The organism is Aeromonas sp. SER (genome assembly GCF_038739615.1).
Classification (GTDB): Bacteria; Pseudomonadota; Gammaproteobacteria; order Enterobacterales; family Aeromonadaceae; genus Aeromonas; species Aeromonas jandaei.
This window is the reverse complement of sequence record NZ_JBCGFC010000003.1, coordinates 78428-95179: the sequence shown is the minus strand read 5'-3', so window position 1 is coordinate 95179 and position 16752 is coordinate 78428. Positions and strand designations below refer to the sequence as shown.

Here is a 16752-nt window from a genome sequence, read left to right as displayed (position 1 = left end):
CTCGGTTCAAAGCGCCTTATAATACTTCACCCTTTCGGCTAACACTATGGCTTTGTGACATGAGTCTCGATATCGACAAGATCATACTTCACTCCCTGCGCCAGGGCGGCGATGGTCAACCACACGCCGATACCCGCAGCCAGACCCTGCCTCCCGACGAGGCGGTACAGGGACTGATGGCGGAACTGCATCGCATCTACAACGGCAAGGGCGGCAAGGGCTTTGGCTTCTTCGCCGACCCCGAGGCTGCCGTCGCCGAGCTGGCGGAGGGGGAAGAGGCCCCCAAGCAGCCCTCTCCCGCGTTTCGCATCGCCCTCGAACAGCTGCTCGGCGAGCAGACCGAATTCGTGCCCTTCTCGGTCAATGTGACCCAGATGCTGGTCAAACAGCTGGTGGAGCACGCCCTCGATGAGCAGGGGGTATTGCTGATTGCCAAATACAACTATGTCGGTGTCGATTATCTGATGATCGCCCTGCTGGAGGGCAAGGAGAGCGTCACCGTCAGCGAAGCGCTGGAGTTGCGTCATATCCAGTATCTCGATATTGGCAAACTCAATCTGGTGGCCCGCATCGATTTGACCGAGTGGAAAACCCAACCCGAGTCACGCCGTTATATTACCTTCAGCAAGGGACGTATTGGTCGCAAGCTGGGCGACTTCTTTATGGATCTGCTGGGTGCCCGTGAAGGAATGGATGCCAAGATCCAGAATAAAGGGTTGCTGCAGGCGGTTGAAGATTATTGCGAGAGTCGTCAGCTCGAACCGGCAGAGCGCAATGACTATAAAAAGCAGGTTTTCAAATATTGCACCGAGCAGGCGAGTGCCGGTGAAGAGATCGAGATCAAGGAGCTGTCGGCGGAACTCTCCGCAAAAGATGCCGGCGAGGGTGAACTCGATTTTTACAGCTTCATCGGTCAGGAGTACGAACTGGAAGAGCGCTTCCCGGCCGACCGTTCTACCCTGCGCGGGCTGACCAAGTTTGTCGGTTCCGGCGGCGGTCTGACCCTGAGTTTTGAGCAGAAGTTGTTGAACAGCCGCGTGTTTTATGACCCGCAGACCGACACCCTGACCATCAAGGGGGTACCGCCCAACCTCAAGGATCAGCTGCTGCGTCAGTCGTAATGTGATCAAGCCGTCATTTCCGGCAAAAAGAGACTCTGCCCTGGCAGAGTCTCTTTTTTATTGGGCGAAAGGGGCAGGGCGAAACCGGGCCGGTGCTTTGTTAACAGATCAAACAAAATAAACCACCTGAAAGGGTTTTCATTCAAGTGAAAACCCTTTCATTGGGGTAATTATATTTCAGTTTGGTAATTATATTTCGGTTGTTGTTTTGAAATAAGCCGATAAACAGGGTTATTTCCCCGATTTAAGAAAATGTTTTCAAAACTTTCTGGAAGGAAATACGTAATTGCATTTCAAAAATGCGAGTTGCGTCATGTGAGGTGAATGACGCTTGGGATAATATTCACTTCGCACACAATGCTCTTACAGCGCGGAACTACTACAAGGAAAGGCTCATGAAAAAGAAATTGCTGTCATCCCTGATCGGTCTGGCCACTCTTGGCGTCGCTTGCACTGCTACTGCTGCCATCGATGAAGGCCAGCTGACCATCTGGATCAACGGTGACAAGGGATACAACGGTCTGGCTGAAGTGGGTAAGAAATTTGAAGCAGAAACCGGCATCAAGGTTACTGTTGCTCACCCGGATCAGGTTGAAGTGAAATTCCAGCAAGCCGCCGCCACTGGCAACGGCCCGGACATCTTCTTCTGGGCTCACGACCGTTACGGTGAGTGGGTCAAGGCCGGTCTGCTGGTTCCGGTAACGCCGAGCGCTGCCACCAAAGCCAAATTCGAACAGCTGGCATGGGATGCCATGACTGTTGACGGTAAAACCTATGGCTACCCGGTTGCCATGGAAGCAGTCAGCCTGATCTACAACAAGGATCTGCTGCCTGAGCCGCCGAAGACCTTCGAAGAGATCGCCAAGATTGACGAGACTCTGAAGAAGAACGGCAAGCGCGCCATCATGTGGGCGTATGACACCCCCTACTTCAGCTACCCGCTGGTGGCTGCCAACGGTGGCTACGCCTTCAAGAAAACCGCTACCGGTTATGACGTGAAAGACACCGGCGTGAACAACGCTGGCGCCAAGATCGGCGTAGGCTACATCTCCGAGATGATCAAATCCGGTCACCTGGAGAAGGGGATCGACTACGGCGTAATGGATGCCAAGTTCAACAAGGGCGAAGTGGCCATGATGATCAACGGTCCCTGGGCCTGGAGCAACCTGGACAAGAGCGGCATCAAGTACGGCGTAGCGCCGCTGCCGACCCTGAAGGGCAAACCGGCTAAAGCCTTCGTTGGCGTACTGGGTGCCACCATCAACGCCGCCAGCCCGAACAAGGATCTGGCCATCGAGTTTCTGGAAAACTACCTGCTGACCGATGCCGGTCTGGCTCCGGTCAACGCCGACAAGCCGCTGGGTGCCGTTGCGCTGAAATCCTTCCAGAAGACTCTGGAATCCGATCCGCACATCAAGGCCACCATGCTGAACGCCCAGGCTGGCGAGCCGATGCCGTCCGTGCCCGAGATGAGCCGTTTCTGGTCCTCCTTCGAAACTGCCCTCAAGAACGTGACCTCTGGCCGTCAAGGTGTTGACGAAGCGCTGGATACCGCTGCCAAGCGTATCGTTCAGTAAGCACGCACTACCCGGGAGGCCGCAATGGCCTCCCTCTCTCTCAAATCTCTCTTGGCGTTATAAAGGTTAATTGGCATGGAAGTAGTACCTTCTGTTGAGTCCTATGCCGGTCCGAAGGATAAGCACACCTGGCTTAAGTGGACTATCGCGGCCTTGGTCGCCATCCTCAACGGCTATGCAGCCGTGATGATGTACGCCAGTGGCGAGTGGGTATTCGCGCTGCTGGATCTGGTGGTGGTATCCGTCGGTCTGTATGTCTTCATGAACAAGAAGACCTATGCCCATCGCTACATCTTTCCGGGTGTGGCTGGCATGGTTGTATTTATCATCTTCCCTCTTGCCTACACGATTGGCATCGCCTTCACCAACTATTCAGGTACCAACTTGCTCTCCGTGGAGCAGGCTCGTGATTACCATCTGAAGAAAACCTACAAGGTGGCGGGCGGTGAATTCGATTTTACCCTGCTGGGTGGCGACAACGGCCAGTTCCAGCTGCAGCTGAACCAGGATGATCACGCCTATATCAGCCAACCCGTTACCCTGATGAACAACAAGGCCCGCGAGCTGGCCGTGAGTGAAGGGCGGGCACAGGCAACTCCTCAGGTCATCGAGCTGACTCCGGTCACTGGTGAGATCGCCAGCAAACCGGCCCCCATTCGTGCCATCGTGGATCATCGCACCCACCTGAGCGCGCTGGATCTGGTGCTGCCGGATGGTTCCACCCATCTGACCCTGAGCAGCCTGCGCAAGTTTGCCGCCCAGAAGTCCCAGTACACCCGTCTGATGGATGGCGCCGTGCTCAAATCCGGCGTGGTGATCAAAGACAGCAACCTGCTGCGCGACAACCAGAGCGGCGAGTTGATGCTGCCCAACGGCGAGACCGGTTTCTACCAGTACATCGACGATCAGGGCCAGTTTGTCGGCAAGGGCATCGCTCCGGGCTTTGTGGTCAGCGTGGGTTGGAAGAACTTCGCCCGCATCGTGACTGACCCGGGTATTCAGGCGCCGTTCCTGCAGATCTTCGTCTGGACCGTGATTTTTTCCGCCTGTTCTGTGGCGTTCACTCTGGCCATCGGTATGGTGCTGGCCTGTCTGGTGCAGTGGGAATCGCTCAAGGGGCGCGGCTTCTATCGGGTCATGTTGATCCTGCCCTACGCGATTCCGGCGTTTATCTCCATCCTGGTGTTCAAGGGGTTGTTCAACCAGAACTTCGGTGAGATCAACATGTTCCTGGAAGCGGCCTTTGGCATCAAGCCGGACTGGTATACCAATCCCATGCTGGCCAAGGTGATGATCCTGATCGTCAACACCTGGCTGGGCTACCCCTACATGATGATCCTCTGCATGGGCCTGCTCAAAGCCATTCCGGAAGATCTCTATGAAGCGTCCGCCATGGACGGTGCCGGTCCGGTGCAGAACTTCTTCAAGATCACCGTGCCGCTGCTGATGAAGCCGCTGACCCCGCTGTTGATTGCCTCGTTTGCCTTCAACTTCAACAACTTCGTACTTATCCAGTTGTTGACCAACGGTGCTCCGGACATCATCGGTGCCAGCACTCCGGCCGGTACCACCGACCTGCTGGTGAGCTACACCTACCGGATTGCATTCCAGGGATCGGGTGGTCAGGACTACGGTCTGGCCAGTGCCATCGCCACCGCCATCTTCCTCATCGTAGGTGCGCTGGCGCTGCTCAACCTGAAATTGTCCAAAGCCGACAAACAGCTGTAAGGAGGCTTCAACATGGCAATCGTACAACCCAAATCAGTCAAATACCGGGTGTGGGCAACCCACCTGGTCATGTGGGGCTTCCTGGCGCTGATCATCTTCCCGTTGATCATGGTTATCGCCATCTCGTTCCGTAACGGTAACTTCGCGGTAGGGGAGATCATCCCCTCCAATCCGACCCTGGATCACTGGAAACTGGCGCTGGGCATCTCCATCACCAACGCCGACGGCAGCATCACGCCGCCGCCTTTCCCGGTGCTGACCTGGTTGTGGAACTCCATCAAGATCGCCGGCATCACTGCACTGATGATCGTGACGCTCTCCACCACCTGTGCCTACGCCTTTGCCCGCCTGCGTTTTCGTGGCAAGTCCACCATCCTGCAGGGCATGCTGATTTTCCAGATGTTCCCGGCTGTGCTGGCACTGGTGGCCATCTACGCGCTCTTTAACAAGATTGGTGACTACATCCCCTGGTTGGGTCTCAACACCCACGGTGGCCTGATCCTCGCCTACATGGGCGGTATCGCCCTGCACGTCTGGACCATCAAGGGCTACTTCGAGACCATCGACTCCTCTCTGGAGGAGGCTGCGGCCATCGACGGTGCGACTCCGTGGCAGGCATTCCGCCTGATCCTGTTGCCCCTGTCGGTGCCCATTCTGGCGGTGGTGTTCATTCTGGCCTTTATCGGTTCCATTACCGAGGTGCCCATGGCCTCCATCCTGCTGCAGGATGTGAACAATCTGACCCTGGCGGTCGGGGCCCAGCAGTACCTCTATCCGCAGAACTACCTGTGGGGTGACTTTGCCGCAGCCGCCGTGCTCTCCGGCTTCCCCATCACAGTGGTGTTCCTGCTGGCACAGCGCTGGTTGGTTGGCGGTCTGACCGCTGGCGGTGTGAAAGGTTAAGTTTATGGTCGGGGGGAGCTGACTCCCCCCGCTATCACGATTTGCAAAGATTCAAGAGCGGAGCTCGTCATGGCTGAAGTAGTACTCAACAACGTTCGCAAAAATTACGACCCGGCTGTTCACAAGGACACCCTGCGCAATATCAACCTCTCCATCAAGGAGGGCGAGTTCATCGTCTTCGTCGGCCCGTCCGGCTGCGGCAAATCCACCCTGCTGCGGATGATCGCGGGTCTGGAAGACATCACCAGCGGTGAGCTGACCATCGGCGGTCGCTACATGAACGACGTGCCGCCGGTAGAGCGCAACGTGGGCATGGTGTTCCAGTCCTACGCCCTCTATCCGCACATGAACATCTACGAGAACATGGCCTTTGGTCTGAAGCTCAAGAAGATGGACAAGGAGAACATCCACAAGCGGGTGATGCGTGCCGCTGAAATTCTGGGTCTGGAGCCGCTGCTGGAGCGCAAACCCAAGGCACTCTCCGGCGGTCAGCGTCAGCGGGTTGCCATCGGTCGCTCCATCGTGCAGCAGCCGCAGGTGTTCCTGTTTGACGAGCCGCTCTCCAACCTCGACGCCGCGTTGCGGGTCAAGATGCGGATCGAGATCGCCAAGCTGCACAAGGAGCTCAACTCCACCATCATCTACGTGACCCACGATCAGGTGGAAGCGATGACCCTGGCTGACAAGATTGTGGTGCTGAGTCCGCTCAAGGCCGATGCCGCCAGCAACCTGGAGCAGTTCGGTTCACCGCTGGATCTCTACCACAACCCGGACAACAAGTTTGTGGCCGGTTTTATCGGTTCGCCCAAGATGAACTTCCTGGCTGCCGAGCTGATGGAGATTGGCGAGCAGGAGTGCGTGGTCAAGCTCTCTACCGGCGACAGCGTGCGGGTGCGGGTCGATGCCCGTCGTGGCGCGGTGGGTGACAAGGTTGAGCTGGGTATCCGCCCGGAGCATCTGGTGCCGCTGAGCCACGCCCATGCTGACAGCAAGCTGAGTGGCGTGGTGCAGGTTGCCGAGCATCTGGGGGCCGAGTCCTTCGTCTATATGGATGTGGATGGTCACGACTTTACCGTCAAGACCACCTCTGATGTGGATGTGGCGACCGGTCAGAGCTACAGCGTGGGGATCCCGGCTGAAGCCTGCTATCTGTTTGATGCCAAGGAGCAGGCGTTCCCCCGCACCGCCAAGTACATCCGTACCTGATAGCGGTTTGGTGCAAGTTTTCCGTATCTTCAATGCCTTTTTGCCGGTCTTGCGACCGGCTTTTTATTGCCTGCCGTTTGGCCAAACCGGCAGGCGCGGTAGCTGGGCTCACCCCTCGAGTTCGGCAGTAATATCGGGGACAAAGGTCTGGCTGGTCAGGGGCGGGCGCTCGTACCCTTCGGTCTTGATCGGGGGGAGCTTGATGGGCTCGTAGTGGATCGCCTCGTAGGGCACCTTGCCCAGCAGATGGGCGATGCAGTTGAGGCGGGCGCGGCGCTTGTCGTCCGCCTCAACCACAAACCAGGGGCTGTCTTGGGTGTCGGTGTAGGTGAACATGTCATCTTTGGCGCGGGAGTATTCGACCCAGCGCGAGCGGGACTGCAAGTCCATCGGGCTGAACTTCCAGCGCTTGATGGGGGTGTTGATCCGCTCCTTGAAGCGCTTCTCCTGCTCCTCATCGGAGACCGAGAACCAGTATTTGATCAAGGTGATGCCGGAGCGGATCAGCATCCGCTCGAACTCGGGGCAGGCGCGCAGAAACTCGCGATATTCGGCGTCGCTGCAAAAGCCCATCACTCGCTCTACCCCTGCGCGGTTGTACCAGGAGCGGTCAAACAGCACCATCTCGCCAGCAGCGGGCAGGTGGGCGACATAGCGCTGAAAGTACCACTGGGAGCGCTCGCGGTCCGAGGGGGCGGGCAGCGCCGTAACCCGGCAGACCCGGGGGTTGAGGGGCTCGGTGATCGCCTTGATGACCCCCCCCTTGCCGGCAGCGTCCCGTCCCTCGAACAGTACCACCACCTTGAGCCCCTCCTGCTTGACCCACTCCTGCAGCTTGACCAGCTCCTCCTGCAGGTGGGCTAGGTGGTGTTCATAACATTTCTTGTCCAGACGTGGCCGCTTCTTGCTCTTGTCCTTCGGCATCTTCTTCTCCTCTTTGAGTCCCTTCTTGCCGTCACTTCAGCTTGCACCAGGGAGAGTCGACTGCCAAGGGGGACGTGATACACTGCCCGCCCATCGCTGGCAACAGGAGATAACATGAAGCATTTTATGGAGATAGCGGGCCGCCGGATGGCCTATCTGGATGAAGGGCAAGGGCCGGTACTGCTGTTTGGCCATAGCTATCTGTGGGACAGCGCCATGTGGGCACCGCAAATCGAGGCGCTCAAGGGTAGTTATCGCTGCATCGTTCCCGAGCTGTGGGGCCATGGCGATTCCGATCTGCTTCCGGAAGGCGCCTGCACGCTGGCAACCCTGGCGCGCGATAATCTGGCGCTGCTCGATGCCCTCGGGGTTGACGAGTTCGTGCTGGTGGGCCTCTCCATCGGTGGCATGTGGGGTGTGGAACTGGCGCGCATGGCCCCAGCTCGCCTCAAGGGACTGGTGCTGATGGACAGTTTCGTTGGCCTCGAACCGCAGATTACCTGCGAACGCTACCTCGGCATGCTGGCGATGATCGAGCAGCTCGGCACCATTCCGGCGCCCATCGTCGAACAGGTAGCGCCGCTCTTTTTTGCCAATCAGCCTGATGAGGCGCTGATGAGCGGTTTCAAGGCGCGCCTTGCCGCCTGGCCAAAGGATAAGATCGCCGCCATGGTGGCGGTGGGGCGTAGTTTTGTGACCCGCGAAGATCGCATCGAGTGGCTGGAAGAGATGACGGTGCCTGCGTTGGTGATGACCGGCTGCGAGGACAAGGCGCGCCCGGTGCTGGAGGGCTATCTGATGGCCGAGGTACTGGGTTGCCCGTTCAGAGAGATCCCGGCAGCTGGCCACATCTCGTCGCTGGAAAATCCGGCCTTCGTCAATCAGCAGCTGACCGAGTTTCTGGCAGCGCTGTAAGCCTGAATGGGCAGCCTGAACAGGCGGTACTACCAGCCTGAAGATGGTCGTGAAAAGGGAGCCGAGGGCTCCCTTTTTTGTTCGTATCTCACGGCTTATCACCGTTACCAGATATAGCCCAAGGCAAATCCTGCATAGAGTTCGCCGTCGTGCTGGACGATGGGGCTGTTTTTGATGTCTCGATCATACAATTCGTAGTTCATGGCGAACATGCCAATCCAGTTGGGACTGAAGCGGTAGCTGGTGATGAGCGCCGCCATGGGGGAGAGGGTTGAGCCCGTATCCCAGGCTGGACGCTGGGCGGTGGCCTCGCTCTCGGAAATGCCGCCGAAGTAGTAGTTGGCCATCTTGTCGCTGCGCAGTATCACCCCCATCCCCGGCATGATGAGCAGGTTGTTGCGCTGAATGGGGAAGTCGGCCCACAGCAGCAGCTCCTGACCCTTGCTGCGGCCGGTGATATCGCTGTTGGCCCGCACGGTCAGCAGGGCGTAGGGGGTGATGATGTTGCCACCGATCCCGCCTTCCAGCTGCCATTTTCGCTGTTCCATGCCGCTGAAGGCGGGAGAATCCTCGGGATCCAGATTGCCAAAACGCACCCGGCCATAGCCATACAGGGCGACATGTTCATCCTTGTGGAAGTAGTAGCGCGCCCGATCGCCGAGAAACATGAACTGCTTGCCGAAGTAGATAAAGCCCGGGATGGCGTAGGTGGCATTATCCTGCGCCTCATAGCGGGCTTGTCCCCCGATGAGCGCCGCACCGGCGACAAAGCCTTGTGGCACCGGACTGGTGGGGCTGTCGCTGGTGAGCAGATCCATGGAGCCAAGGTCGATATCGGCGCGGGCGGGCAGGGCGGCAGCGAGGAGCAGGGCCGTCAGCCCTGCCGCTCTGATTTGACGAAAAAAGGTCATGGACACTCCGTTGTCACGATTGCATGGGAAGTGGGTTATTTTGCGGCGCTCGGCAGATCTTCGCGTTTTGGCCAGGCATTGATCACCGCCTTGACCAGGGTGGCGAGGGGAATGGCGAAGAAGACCCCCCAGAATCCCCACAATCCGCCAAAGACCAGCACGGCGATGATGATGGCGACCGGATGGAGGTTGACTGCCTCCGAGAAGAGCACCGGTACCAGCAGGTTGCCATCGAGGGCCTGAATGACCAGATAGGCCACCATCAGCCAGGCGAACTCCGGGGTGAGGCCCCACTGGAACAGGGCGACCATGGCCACCGGCACCGTCACCACGGCGGCGCCTATGTAGGGGATCAGCACCGAGAAGCCGACTGCGACCGCCAGCAGCACCGAATAGCGCAGTCCCATCAGGGCGAAGGGGACATAGGTGGCGATGCCTACGATGAGTATCTCGATCACCTTGCCGCGGATGTAGTTGATGATCTGGTTGTTCATCTCGACCCACACCCGGTTGACCAGGGTGCGGTTGCGCGGCAGGAAGCGGCGCAGGCTGCCCATCAAGACCCGCTTGTCCTTGAGCATGAAGAAGACCATCAGTGGCACCAGGATCAGGTAGATCATGATGGCGACCACGTTCACCAGCGAGCTGAGCGAGGCGCTCACCAGATGCTCGCCGCCGCTGAGAATGCGCTGGCGGATGTTGTCGATGACGGTCTCCACCAGACTGACGTCGATGAGTTCGGGATAGCGGTCAGGCAGGGTGCGGACATAATCCTGAGCGTGGGTCAGCATGGCCGGCGCCTCTTTGGCCAGATTGATCCCTTGGCTCACCAGGGTCGGGATAAGGCCCAGGAGGGCGGCGACCGCCACCGTAATAAATAGGATCAGAATGACGCTGGTGGCCAGGGTGCGCGACAGCCCCGCCTTCTGCAGCCGGGCCACCGGCCACTCCAGCAGGTAGGCCATCACCAGCGCCACCAGCAGGGGGGCCAGCAGATCGCCAAACAGCCAGATGATGGCAAAGCAGAAGACCAGCAACAGGAAGAGGGTAACGGCATCGGGATCGGAGAACCGGGTCTGATACCAGCGCTTCAAGACTTCTAACATGACTGCATCCTTACACGACAGGGGCTCAAGATGGCTGTGTCGCCCCGACAACCAGCTGCAAAGAGAGGGTATTATCCGGCTCCGGAGTGAGAATGACCCCGTGGCCGAGACGCTGCAGATAGGCCGGAATATCCTGCCGGGAGCCCGCATCGGCCAGCCGAATGGTCACGGTTTGACCGGTTTTGGCCTCCCGCAACCAGAGCTTGAGCCGGATCAGCGGCTCGGGACAGCGCCAGGGGGTCAGGTCGAGATATTCCATGGGGGCTCCATCACGCAGATGGCCGCTATTATGGCCGTGATAAGAGCATGAAACAACGCTTGTAGCCCTTGATGGGCAAGGGTATTCTGCCGAGGCCCTTTCTGATGGAGATAGAGATAACGTGGCACGCTTTTCCCCCCTGATGGCATCACTTCCCCTGCTGGCTTCCCTGATGGGCGCCACGTTTCATGCCGAGGCGAACAATCAGCTTCCCGACATAGGTACCGCCGGGGTATCGGCCCTGCCCATCGAGCAGGAGGTACGCTATGGCAACGCCTTCATGCGCTTTGCCCGTGCCGGTTTGCCGATCATCGATGATCCCGTGTTGAGCCAATATATCGACGATCTGGGGCAGCGCCTGCTCTCCAACGCCGATGGGGTGCGTTTCCCGTTTACCTTCTTCCTGATTAACGATCCCAGCATCAACGCGGCCGCCTTCCTTGGTGGGCGGGTCAAGGTGCACACAGGCCTGTTTCTCTACGCCGACAGCGAGAGCGAGCTCGCCTCGGTGCTGGCCCACGAAATCACCCACGTGACCCAGCGCCACATCGCCCGCTATATGGAAGCGCAGGCAAGCAGCTCGGCGGTGACCCTGGCCGGTCTGGTGGGCTCCATCGCGCTGGCAGTGATCAACCCTACCGCCGGTATCGCCGCGTTGCAGACCACGCTGGGCCTCTCCATGCAGTCTGCCATCAACTACACCCGCGACAACGAATACGAAGCGGACCGGATCGGCATGAAGACCCTCTACGATGCCGGTTTCGATCCCATGGGGATGGCCAACTTCTTCCAGAAACTGGCTGCCGAGTATCGCTATGCCAGCAAGCCGCCAGAAATGCTGCTGACTCACCCGCTGCCGGAGACCCGGATCAGCGAGGCCCGTGCCCGGGCGAGCAGCTATGGCCGCCGCGACTTGCCGCCGAGCCTCGACTTTTGGCTGGCCAAGGTGCGCATTCAGGTGCGCTATGGCACCGATACCCCGCAGGGGATGCTGAGTTACTTCGACAGCCGGATCCAGAAAGGGGATTATCCGCTCAAGGATGCCGCCATCTACGGCAAGGCGCTGGCGCTGATCCAGCTCAAACGCACCGACGAAGCGGACTCGCTGATGAAAGAGCTGGCCACCCGTCATCCGGAAGATCTCTTTATCGTCGATGCCCAGACCGACATCGACCTGGCCAAGGGACGCAGTGCCCAGGCCATCGCGCGCCTCGAGAAGTTCCGCAGCCAGATGCCGGACAACGAGGTGGTGGTGGTCAACCTTGGCAACGCCTATCTCGAAAGCGGCAACTACAAGAAGTCCATCGCCATCCTCGATCCCTATGCCCGCGCGCATGAGGAGAACAATCTGGCCTGGAACCTGCTTTCCGACGCCTATCGCAAGGCGGGCAGAATGACCGAGCTGCACATGGCGCGGGCTGAAATCCTCTCTCTGCGCGGTGATTATCAGGCGGCTATCGACGAGCTGATCGTGGCGCGTGGCACCACCAGTGACCGGATGACTCTGGCCAGACTGGAGGCGCGTATCACTGAGCTGGAGCGGGCCAAGAAGGATCTCGACAGCCTCAAGGGGTAATGAGAGGTTATTGCCAATAACAAGGGCGCACCAGAGTGCGCCCTTGTTGTTTATGGTGAGTCAGAGAAACAGCTTTGAGCGCTGTGGGCCGCTCAGTTGTCCGGATGCCTGATGGATGCCTTGAGGGCGTCGATCTGCGATTGACCCAGTTCACCAACCAGCGTCTGTTTGAGCTTGCCCTCACTATCGAGCAGGTAGCTGGTAGGCAGCCCGCTTGGGCGAGGGAAGGGGAGCCTGGCATCCTCATTGGCAATAAGGAGCGGCACCTTGATGTGGTACTGGGCGGCCAGCTTGTCCAGCTCTGCCGAGGTGGTCGGGTCGTAGTTGATTGCCACCACGGCGATCTCTCCCTCGGCAGCCAGCGCGTTGAGGTGCGGCATCTCCCGCAGGCAGGGGGCGCACCAGGGGGCGAAGTAGTTGACCAAGAGCGGCTTGCCGGCAAAGTGGTCAAGGGCCACCGTTTGCCCCGCCGCGTCGGTAAATTCGGGGGCGGGCGTGCAGGCGCCCAGCAGGCCAGCCACAATCAGCCAACAAATTCGTATCAATTCCTTTCCACTGCCGCTTACCCTGACCATCACTTTCCCCTACAATAGCGCCGTTTCTTGTCCCATCTTGCGATTAATCAGGGAGTTACCATGAGCGAGACCCAAATCTACCACAATCCGCGCTGCTCGAAGAGCCGTGAAACCCTTGCGCTGCTGGAACAGCACGGGATCGCCCCTGATGTAGTGCTCTATCTGGAGCAGGCCCCGAGTGAAGAGGAGATCCGCAAGCTGCTGACCCTGCTTGGCTTTAGCGACCCGCGCCAGCTGATGCGCACCAAGGAAGATCTCTACAAGGAGCTGGGCCTCGGCGAAGTGAACGGAGACGACCTTATTCGTGCCATGCACCAGCATCCCAAGCTGATCGAGCGCCCCATCGTCATCAAGAATGGTCAGGCCCGCATTGGTCGCCCGCCGGAGCAGGTGCTGGAGATCCTCAAGTGAGCACCCGCTTTGCCCGTCTGCTGACCCTGGTCGGCTTCTTTGGTCTGCTGGGCTGGGTCATCCTCTGGCATCTGTGGCTCTCGCCCCATCCCGACCTCAACCCCTGGCTGCTGCCGGTGATCTGGACGGTGCCGCTGCTCTTCCCCCTCAAGGGGATAGTGCAGGGCAACCCCTATACCCACGCTTGGGGCAACTTCGTGCTGATGCCCTATTTCCTCCACGCCCTGACCCTGATCACCACGGATGAGGGGGAGCGTTGGCTGGCGGTGGTGGAGCTGCTGTTCACCACCCTCGCGTTTGTCGGCACCATCTACTACGCCCGTCTGCGTGGCCGCGAACTGGGCCTCAGCATTCGCAAGAAGAAAGACGAAGCCAAGTGACGAAGCCAAGTAATGCAAGAAGTAACGTGCAGCAATGTGATGAAGAACGCCCCGCAAGGGGCGTTTTTTATGGCGGTGATATCAGACCCGAATCAGCCCGGAGCAGGGCCAGCTGCTGCACGCTGTGACCCATCAGTTGGGGGTAGAAGCGCAGAAATCCTGCTTCGCACCCTCGCCATTGAGCCGCATCGAGGGTGAGCAGCGCATCGCCGAGCGGCATCGGGCGGCGTAGTCGGCGGCCAATACCATTGAGGGCCTGCGCCAGCCCCTCTTTGCGCTGATAGGAGGCGATCCAGTTCTGCTCGGCCATCCGTTTGAGGGGGAGCGGCAACCCCTCTGGCAAGACGTGGTGATCAGCCAGCAACTGGCCATAGCTCTGTGCGAGAAAGCGGGGCAAGGGGTCTGCGCTGAACGCTTGCCAGTGCTGGCTCAGCCAGTGGTCGTAGAGCATATCCACCACTATGCCGCCAAAACGGCGCCAGGGGGCCTCGAAACAGGCGACGGCCGCCTTGTGCTCGGGATGGCCATCGGTGAAGGCATCAATTTTGCGGTGCAGCCAGATCCCCTCGTCAAACGGTGCGGCAAGGCCCGTTGGCAGCGAGCCTTTGACAAAATCGCCGAGCAGGTTGCCGGTGAGGGAGCTTCCGGTGTGGGCGGCCAGATGAAGGTGAGCCAGAAAGTTCATGATGAAAGCGGGGCCTGCGAACGGATAGTGCCGCTGAGAGTAGCGGATCTTCCATCTCTCATGAAAGTCTTGTTCAGGAAGTGCTTTCACCGGCGCGCCAATAGTGGGTAAATAGTTCATCTGCCTGATGGCATGTCACGGTATTGAGCGAGGAGTAACCATGATGTTGACCCTGATCGAGGGGGCCGAAATTTTCAGCCCCGCCTACCTTGGCCAGCAGGATCTGCTGGTGGCGGATGGCCGCATCGCCTGGATGGGCAAGGGAATGAGCGTGCCCGCCGACTGGCCACTGGTGCGCGTTGATGGACGGGGCCACTATCTGGTGCCCGGCATGGTGGATCCGCTGGCCCATATTACGGGAGGTGGCGGTGAGGGGGGCTTTGCCTTTCGTACCCCCGAACTGGCGGCGAGCGAGGCGCTCAAGGCCGGAGTGACCACGCTGGTGGCGGCGCTTGGTACCGACAGTCTGACCCGCTCGCCGGCTCAGGTGCTCGGCAAGGTGCGTGAGTTTCGCGCCGCCGGCGTGAGCGCCTTCATGTACACTGGCTCCTACCATCTGCCGGTCAAGAGCATCACCGGCACGGTGGAGTCAGACATCATCCTGATCCCTGAAGTGTTGGGGGTGGGGGAGGTGGCCATCAGCGACCACAGATCCAGCGCACCAACCCATGACGAGCTGGCCCGTCTGGTGAGCGAGGCGCGGGTGGCCGGGTTGCTCGCGGGCAAGAGCGGGGTCAGCTTCTTTCATCTGGGGGATGGTCAGGGCGCACTGGCGCCGCTGCGGGCGCTGCGCGACAAGACCGATATTCCGCTGCGCCAGCTCTATCCGACCCACTGCAACCGCAACCCCTGGCTCTTCGCCGAGGCGCTTGAGTGGGGCAAGGCGGGAGGCTGGGTCGATCTCACCACTTCCAGCTTTCCCGATCTGGTTGAGGATGGCGAGCGGCTGGCGGCCGATGCGCTGGTGGAGCTGTTGGCCGCCAACGTACCAGCCGATCGCATCAGCTTCAGCTCGGATGCCAACGCCAGTCTGCCGCGCTTTGATGGCGAGGGACGTCTTATCGAGATGCGCTGCGGCCAGATCGCCAGCCTGTGGCAGGAGTGTGTTCGAGCCTGCCAACTCGGGGTGCCGCTCGAGGTGGCGCTGGCGGTCGTGAGCGCCAACCCGGCGCAGGCGCTGGGGCTTGGCGGCAAGGGGCGGATCGGGGTCGGTCAGGATGCTGACTTGCTGCTGATCAAGTCAGCTTCGCTCGCCATCACGAAGGTGATGAGCGGCGGTCAGTGGCGTAGCTAAACACTTGGCGTTTTATTGCACGTATCGATTTCCAAACAAAAAGCCCGACAACCGTGTCGGGCTTTTTGCTGGGGAGAGGCAGCCTAGATAGCCAGAAAGCCGAGGATCAGGATGGGGCCGAGCAGGCTCAGGATAAAGCCGGAGACAATGGCCACTGGCACGACGGTGATGCCCCCCGACTTCTGGATGACCGGCAGGGTGAAGTCGAGGGCGGTGGCGCCGCCATAACCGATAGCCGCTGAGGGGTGACGCCGCATCAGGATCGGAATGATCAGGATGGCGATAAGCTCGCGTCCCAGATCGTTGATAAAGGCGGCAGAGCCCAGCACAGGCCCCAGCTTGTCGGCCACCAGAATACCGGAGAGCGAGTACCAGCCAAAACTCGATCCCAGCGCCAGCCCGTGAGCCAGGGGCATGCCCAGCAGCTGGGCCGCCAGCAGGCTGCCGAGCCAGCTGCTGACAATGACGGTGGCGGCGATCTTCATCCCCCAGGGGTTGAGCAGGATCTGGCGCAGCCGCATGCCGGAGTTGCGCATCTGCACCCCGACCAGAAAGAGCAGTAGCATCAGCGCCCACTCGCTCCACTTGTCGATGGGCAGGGCGCGCAGATCTACCAGCAGACCCAGCAGCACACCGCCCAGTACCACAAAGCAGAGCTGCAGCGACTCCCACAGGAGGTGGAGCTTGCTCGGCATTTTGGCATCGCTGGCGGCATGGGTCGGCGGCGAGCGCTTGTCGAGCCACCAGAGGGCCAGCAGGTTGCAGAGGGTAATGGCGCCGAGCATGATCCCGGCCACTTTGAAGATGACGGCGAGGTTGCTGCCAAGGTTCTCCACATAGGCAAGCCCCAGCCCCATCAGAAAGAGAATGAGGTAGACCATCTTGCCCAGCCCCTGATTGACCAGCTTGATCAATCGGGCGGAGGAGAGGGGAACCAGATAGCCGATCACCAGTGGCAACAGGATCAGCAAGACATTGAGCAACATCGGGGCCTCGATCACAAAAACTGATAAAAATCCCACCTTATCATTACTTATTGGCTCTGTGTCACATTTCTCTCGCTTTCCATGGGGTGTCGGGGCCATTTATTAGGGAGTTGTTACTTTTCAGCTTGATGTGGGGTGTGCGAAGGGGAACGCAGCTTCCTGACAAGGGGCCAATAAAATCAGTTTGATCCATTC

17 protein-coding genes are annotated in these 16752 nt (G+C 59.5%); 10 read left to right on the top strand and 7 right to left on the bottom strand.

Annotated elements, in window-relative coordinates:
- The first annotated feature begins 59 nt into the window (after positions 1 to 59).
- From yejK to ugpC, 5 genes are all read left to right on the top strand, one after another.
- Positions 60 to 1121, top strand: a complete 1062-nt coding sequence (gene yejK, locus AAHA41_RS05560; protein ID WP_323070259.1) for a nucleoid-associated protein YejK — start codon at positions 60 to 62, stop codon at positions 1119 to 1121.
- 395 nt (positions 1122 to 1516) lie between these two features.
- On the top strand, positions 1517 to 2698 hold the full coding sequence (malE, locus tag AAHA41_RS05555) for a maltose/maltodextrin ABC transporter substrate-binding protein MalE (protein ID WP_033116010.1): 1182 nt from the start codon (positions 1517 to 1519) through the stop codon (positions 2696 to 2698).
- 75 nt (positions 2699 to 2773) lie between these two features.
- The gene (gene malF, locus AAHA41_RS05550) at positions 2774 to 4426 is read left to right on the top strand and encodes a maltose ABC transporter permease MalF (RefSeq protein ID WP_041209356.1); all 1653 of its coding nucleotides are present in this window, start codon (positions 2774 to 2776) and stop codon (positions 4424 to 4426) included.
- Between the two features lie 12 nt (positions 4427 to 4438).
- Positions 4439 to 5329 (top strand): maltose ABC transporter permease MalG, encoded by an 891-nt coding sequence (gene malG, locus AAHA41_RS05545; RefSeq protein ID WP_041209357.1) that lies wholly within the window; start codon positions 4439 to 4441, stop codon positions 5327 to 5329.
- A gap of 69 nt (positions 5330 to 5398) precedes the next feature.
- Positions 5399 to 6535: a sn-glycerol-3-phosphate ABC transporter ATP-binding protein UgpC gene (ugpC, locus tag AAHA41_RS05540; RefSeq protein ID WP_042029975.1), complete on the top strand. Its 1137-nt coding sequence runs from the start codon at positions 5399 to 5401 to the stop codon at positions 6533 to 6535.
- 108 nt (positions 6536 to 6643) lie between these two features.
- On the opposite strand, the gene ppk2 is transcribed toward ugpC, so the two are convergent.
- Positions 6644 to 7459 (bottom strand): polyphosphate kinase 2, encoded by an 816-nt coding sequence (ppk2, locus tag AAHA41_RS05535; protein WP_041209359.1) that lies wholly within the window; start codon positions 7457 to 7459, stop codon positions 6644 to 6646.
- 114 nt (positions 7460 to 7573) lie between these two features.
- On the opposite strand from ppk2, the gene AAHA41_RS05530 reads away from it, so the two are divergent.
- A complete protein-coding gene (locus tag AAHA41_RS05530) occupies positions 7574 to 8374 on the top strand; it encodes an alpha/beta fold hydrolase (RefSeq protein WP_323070260.1) in 801 nt (266 codons plus the stop codon).
- 104 nt (positions 8375 to 8478) lie between these two features.
- Here AAHA41_RS05530 and AAHA41_RS05525 read toward each other — a convergent pair whose 3' ends face one another.
- The 3 genes from AAHA41_RS05525 to AAHA41_RS05515 are packed head-to-tail and all read right to left on the bottom strand — an operon-like array spanning position 8479 to position 10650.
- On the bottom strand, positions 8479 to 9285 hold the full coding sequence (locus tag AAHA41_RS05525; protein WP_323070261.1) for a MipA/OmpV family protein: 807 nt from the start codon (positions 9283 to 9285) through the stop codon (positions 8479 to 8481).
- Positions 9286 to 9320: 35 nt separating this feature from the next.
- Complete coding sequence (locus tag AAHA41_RS05520; protein ID WP_042029968.1) at positions 9321 to 10391, bottom strand: AI-2E family transporter; 1071 nt, start codon at positions 10389 to 10391, stop codon at positions 9321 to 9323.
- A gap of 25 nt (positions 10392 to 10416) precedes the next feature.
- Positions 10417 to 10650 (bottom strand): sulfurtransferase TusA family protein, encoded by a 234-nt coding sequence (locus AAHA41_RS05515; RefSeq protein ID WP_042029966.1) that lies wholly within the window; start codon positions 10648 to 10650, stop codon positions 10417 to 10419.
- Positions 10651 to 10792: 142 nt separating this feature from the next.
- Here AAHA41_RS05515 and AAHA41_RS05510 point away from each other — a divergent pair, with 142 nt between their 5' ends.
- The gene (locus AAHA41_RS05510) at positions 10793 to 12226 is read left to right on the top strand and encodes a M48 family metalloprotease (protein WP_041209364.1); all 1434 of its coding nucleotides are present in this window, start codon (positions 10793 to 10795) and stop codon (positions 12224 to 12226) included.
- A 92-nt stretch (positions 12227 to 12318) separates the two neighbouring features.
- Here the strand turns inward: AAHA41_RS05510 and AAHA41_RS05505 are convergent, their stop codons facing one another.
- Positions 12319 to 12801, bottom strand: coding sequence for a TlpA disulfide reductase family protein (locus AAHA41_RS05505; protein ID WP_323070262.1), 483 nt, complete (start codon positions 12799 to 12801; stop codon positions 12319 to 12321).
- A 60-nt stretch (positions 12802 to 12861) separates the two neighbouring features.
- Between AAHA41_RS05505 and arsC the strand changes: the two genes are divergently transcribed.
- Together arsC and AAHA41_RS05495 are read left to right on the top strand one after the other, a co-directional pair.
- A complete protein-coding gene (gene arsC, locus AAHA41_RS05500) occupies positions 12862 to 13212 on the top strand; it encodes an arsenate reductase (glutaredoxin) (RefSeq protein ID WP_124243495.1) in 351 nt (116 codons plus the stop codon).
- Entirely contained in the window at positions 13209 to 13592 is a 384-nt protein-coding gene (locus tag AAHA41_RS05495; protein ID WP_108571256.1) for a DUF2069 domain-containing protein, read from the top strand. The genes arsC and AAHA41_RS05495 overlap by 4 nt, the downstream gene beginning before the upstream one ends.
- Before the next feature lie 67 nt (positions 13593 to 13659).
- On the opposite strand, the gene AAHA41_RS05490 is transcribed toward AAHA41_RS05495, so the two are convergent.
- Positions 13660 to 14277, bottom strand: a complete 618-nt coding sequence (locus AAHA41_RS05490) for an ACP phosphodiesterase (protein WP_323070263.1) — start codon at positions 14275 to 14277, stop codon at positions 13660 to 13662.
- 163 nt (positions 14278 to 14440) lie between these two features.
- Between AAHA41_RS05490 and iadA the strand changes: the two genes are divergently transcribed.
- Complete coding sequence (gene iadA / locus AAHA41_RS05485) at positions 14441 to 15571, top strand: beta-aspartyl-peptidase (protein ID WP_323070271.1); 1131 nt, start codon at positions 14441 to 14443, stop codon at positions 15569 to 15571.
- Between the two features lie 83 nt (positions 15572 to 15654).
- Here iadA and AAHA41_RS05480 read toward each other — a convergent pair whose 3' ends face one another.
- Positions 15655 to 16557 carry a lysine exporter LysO family protein gene (locus tag AAHA41_RS05480; RefSeq protein WP_042030018.1) on the bottom strand — a complete coding sequence of 301 codons (903 nt, stop codon included), beginning with the start codon at positions 16555 to 16557 and terminating at the stop codon, positions 15655 to 15657.
- Positions 16558 to 16752 lie beyond the last annotated feature (195 nt).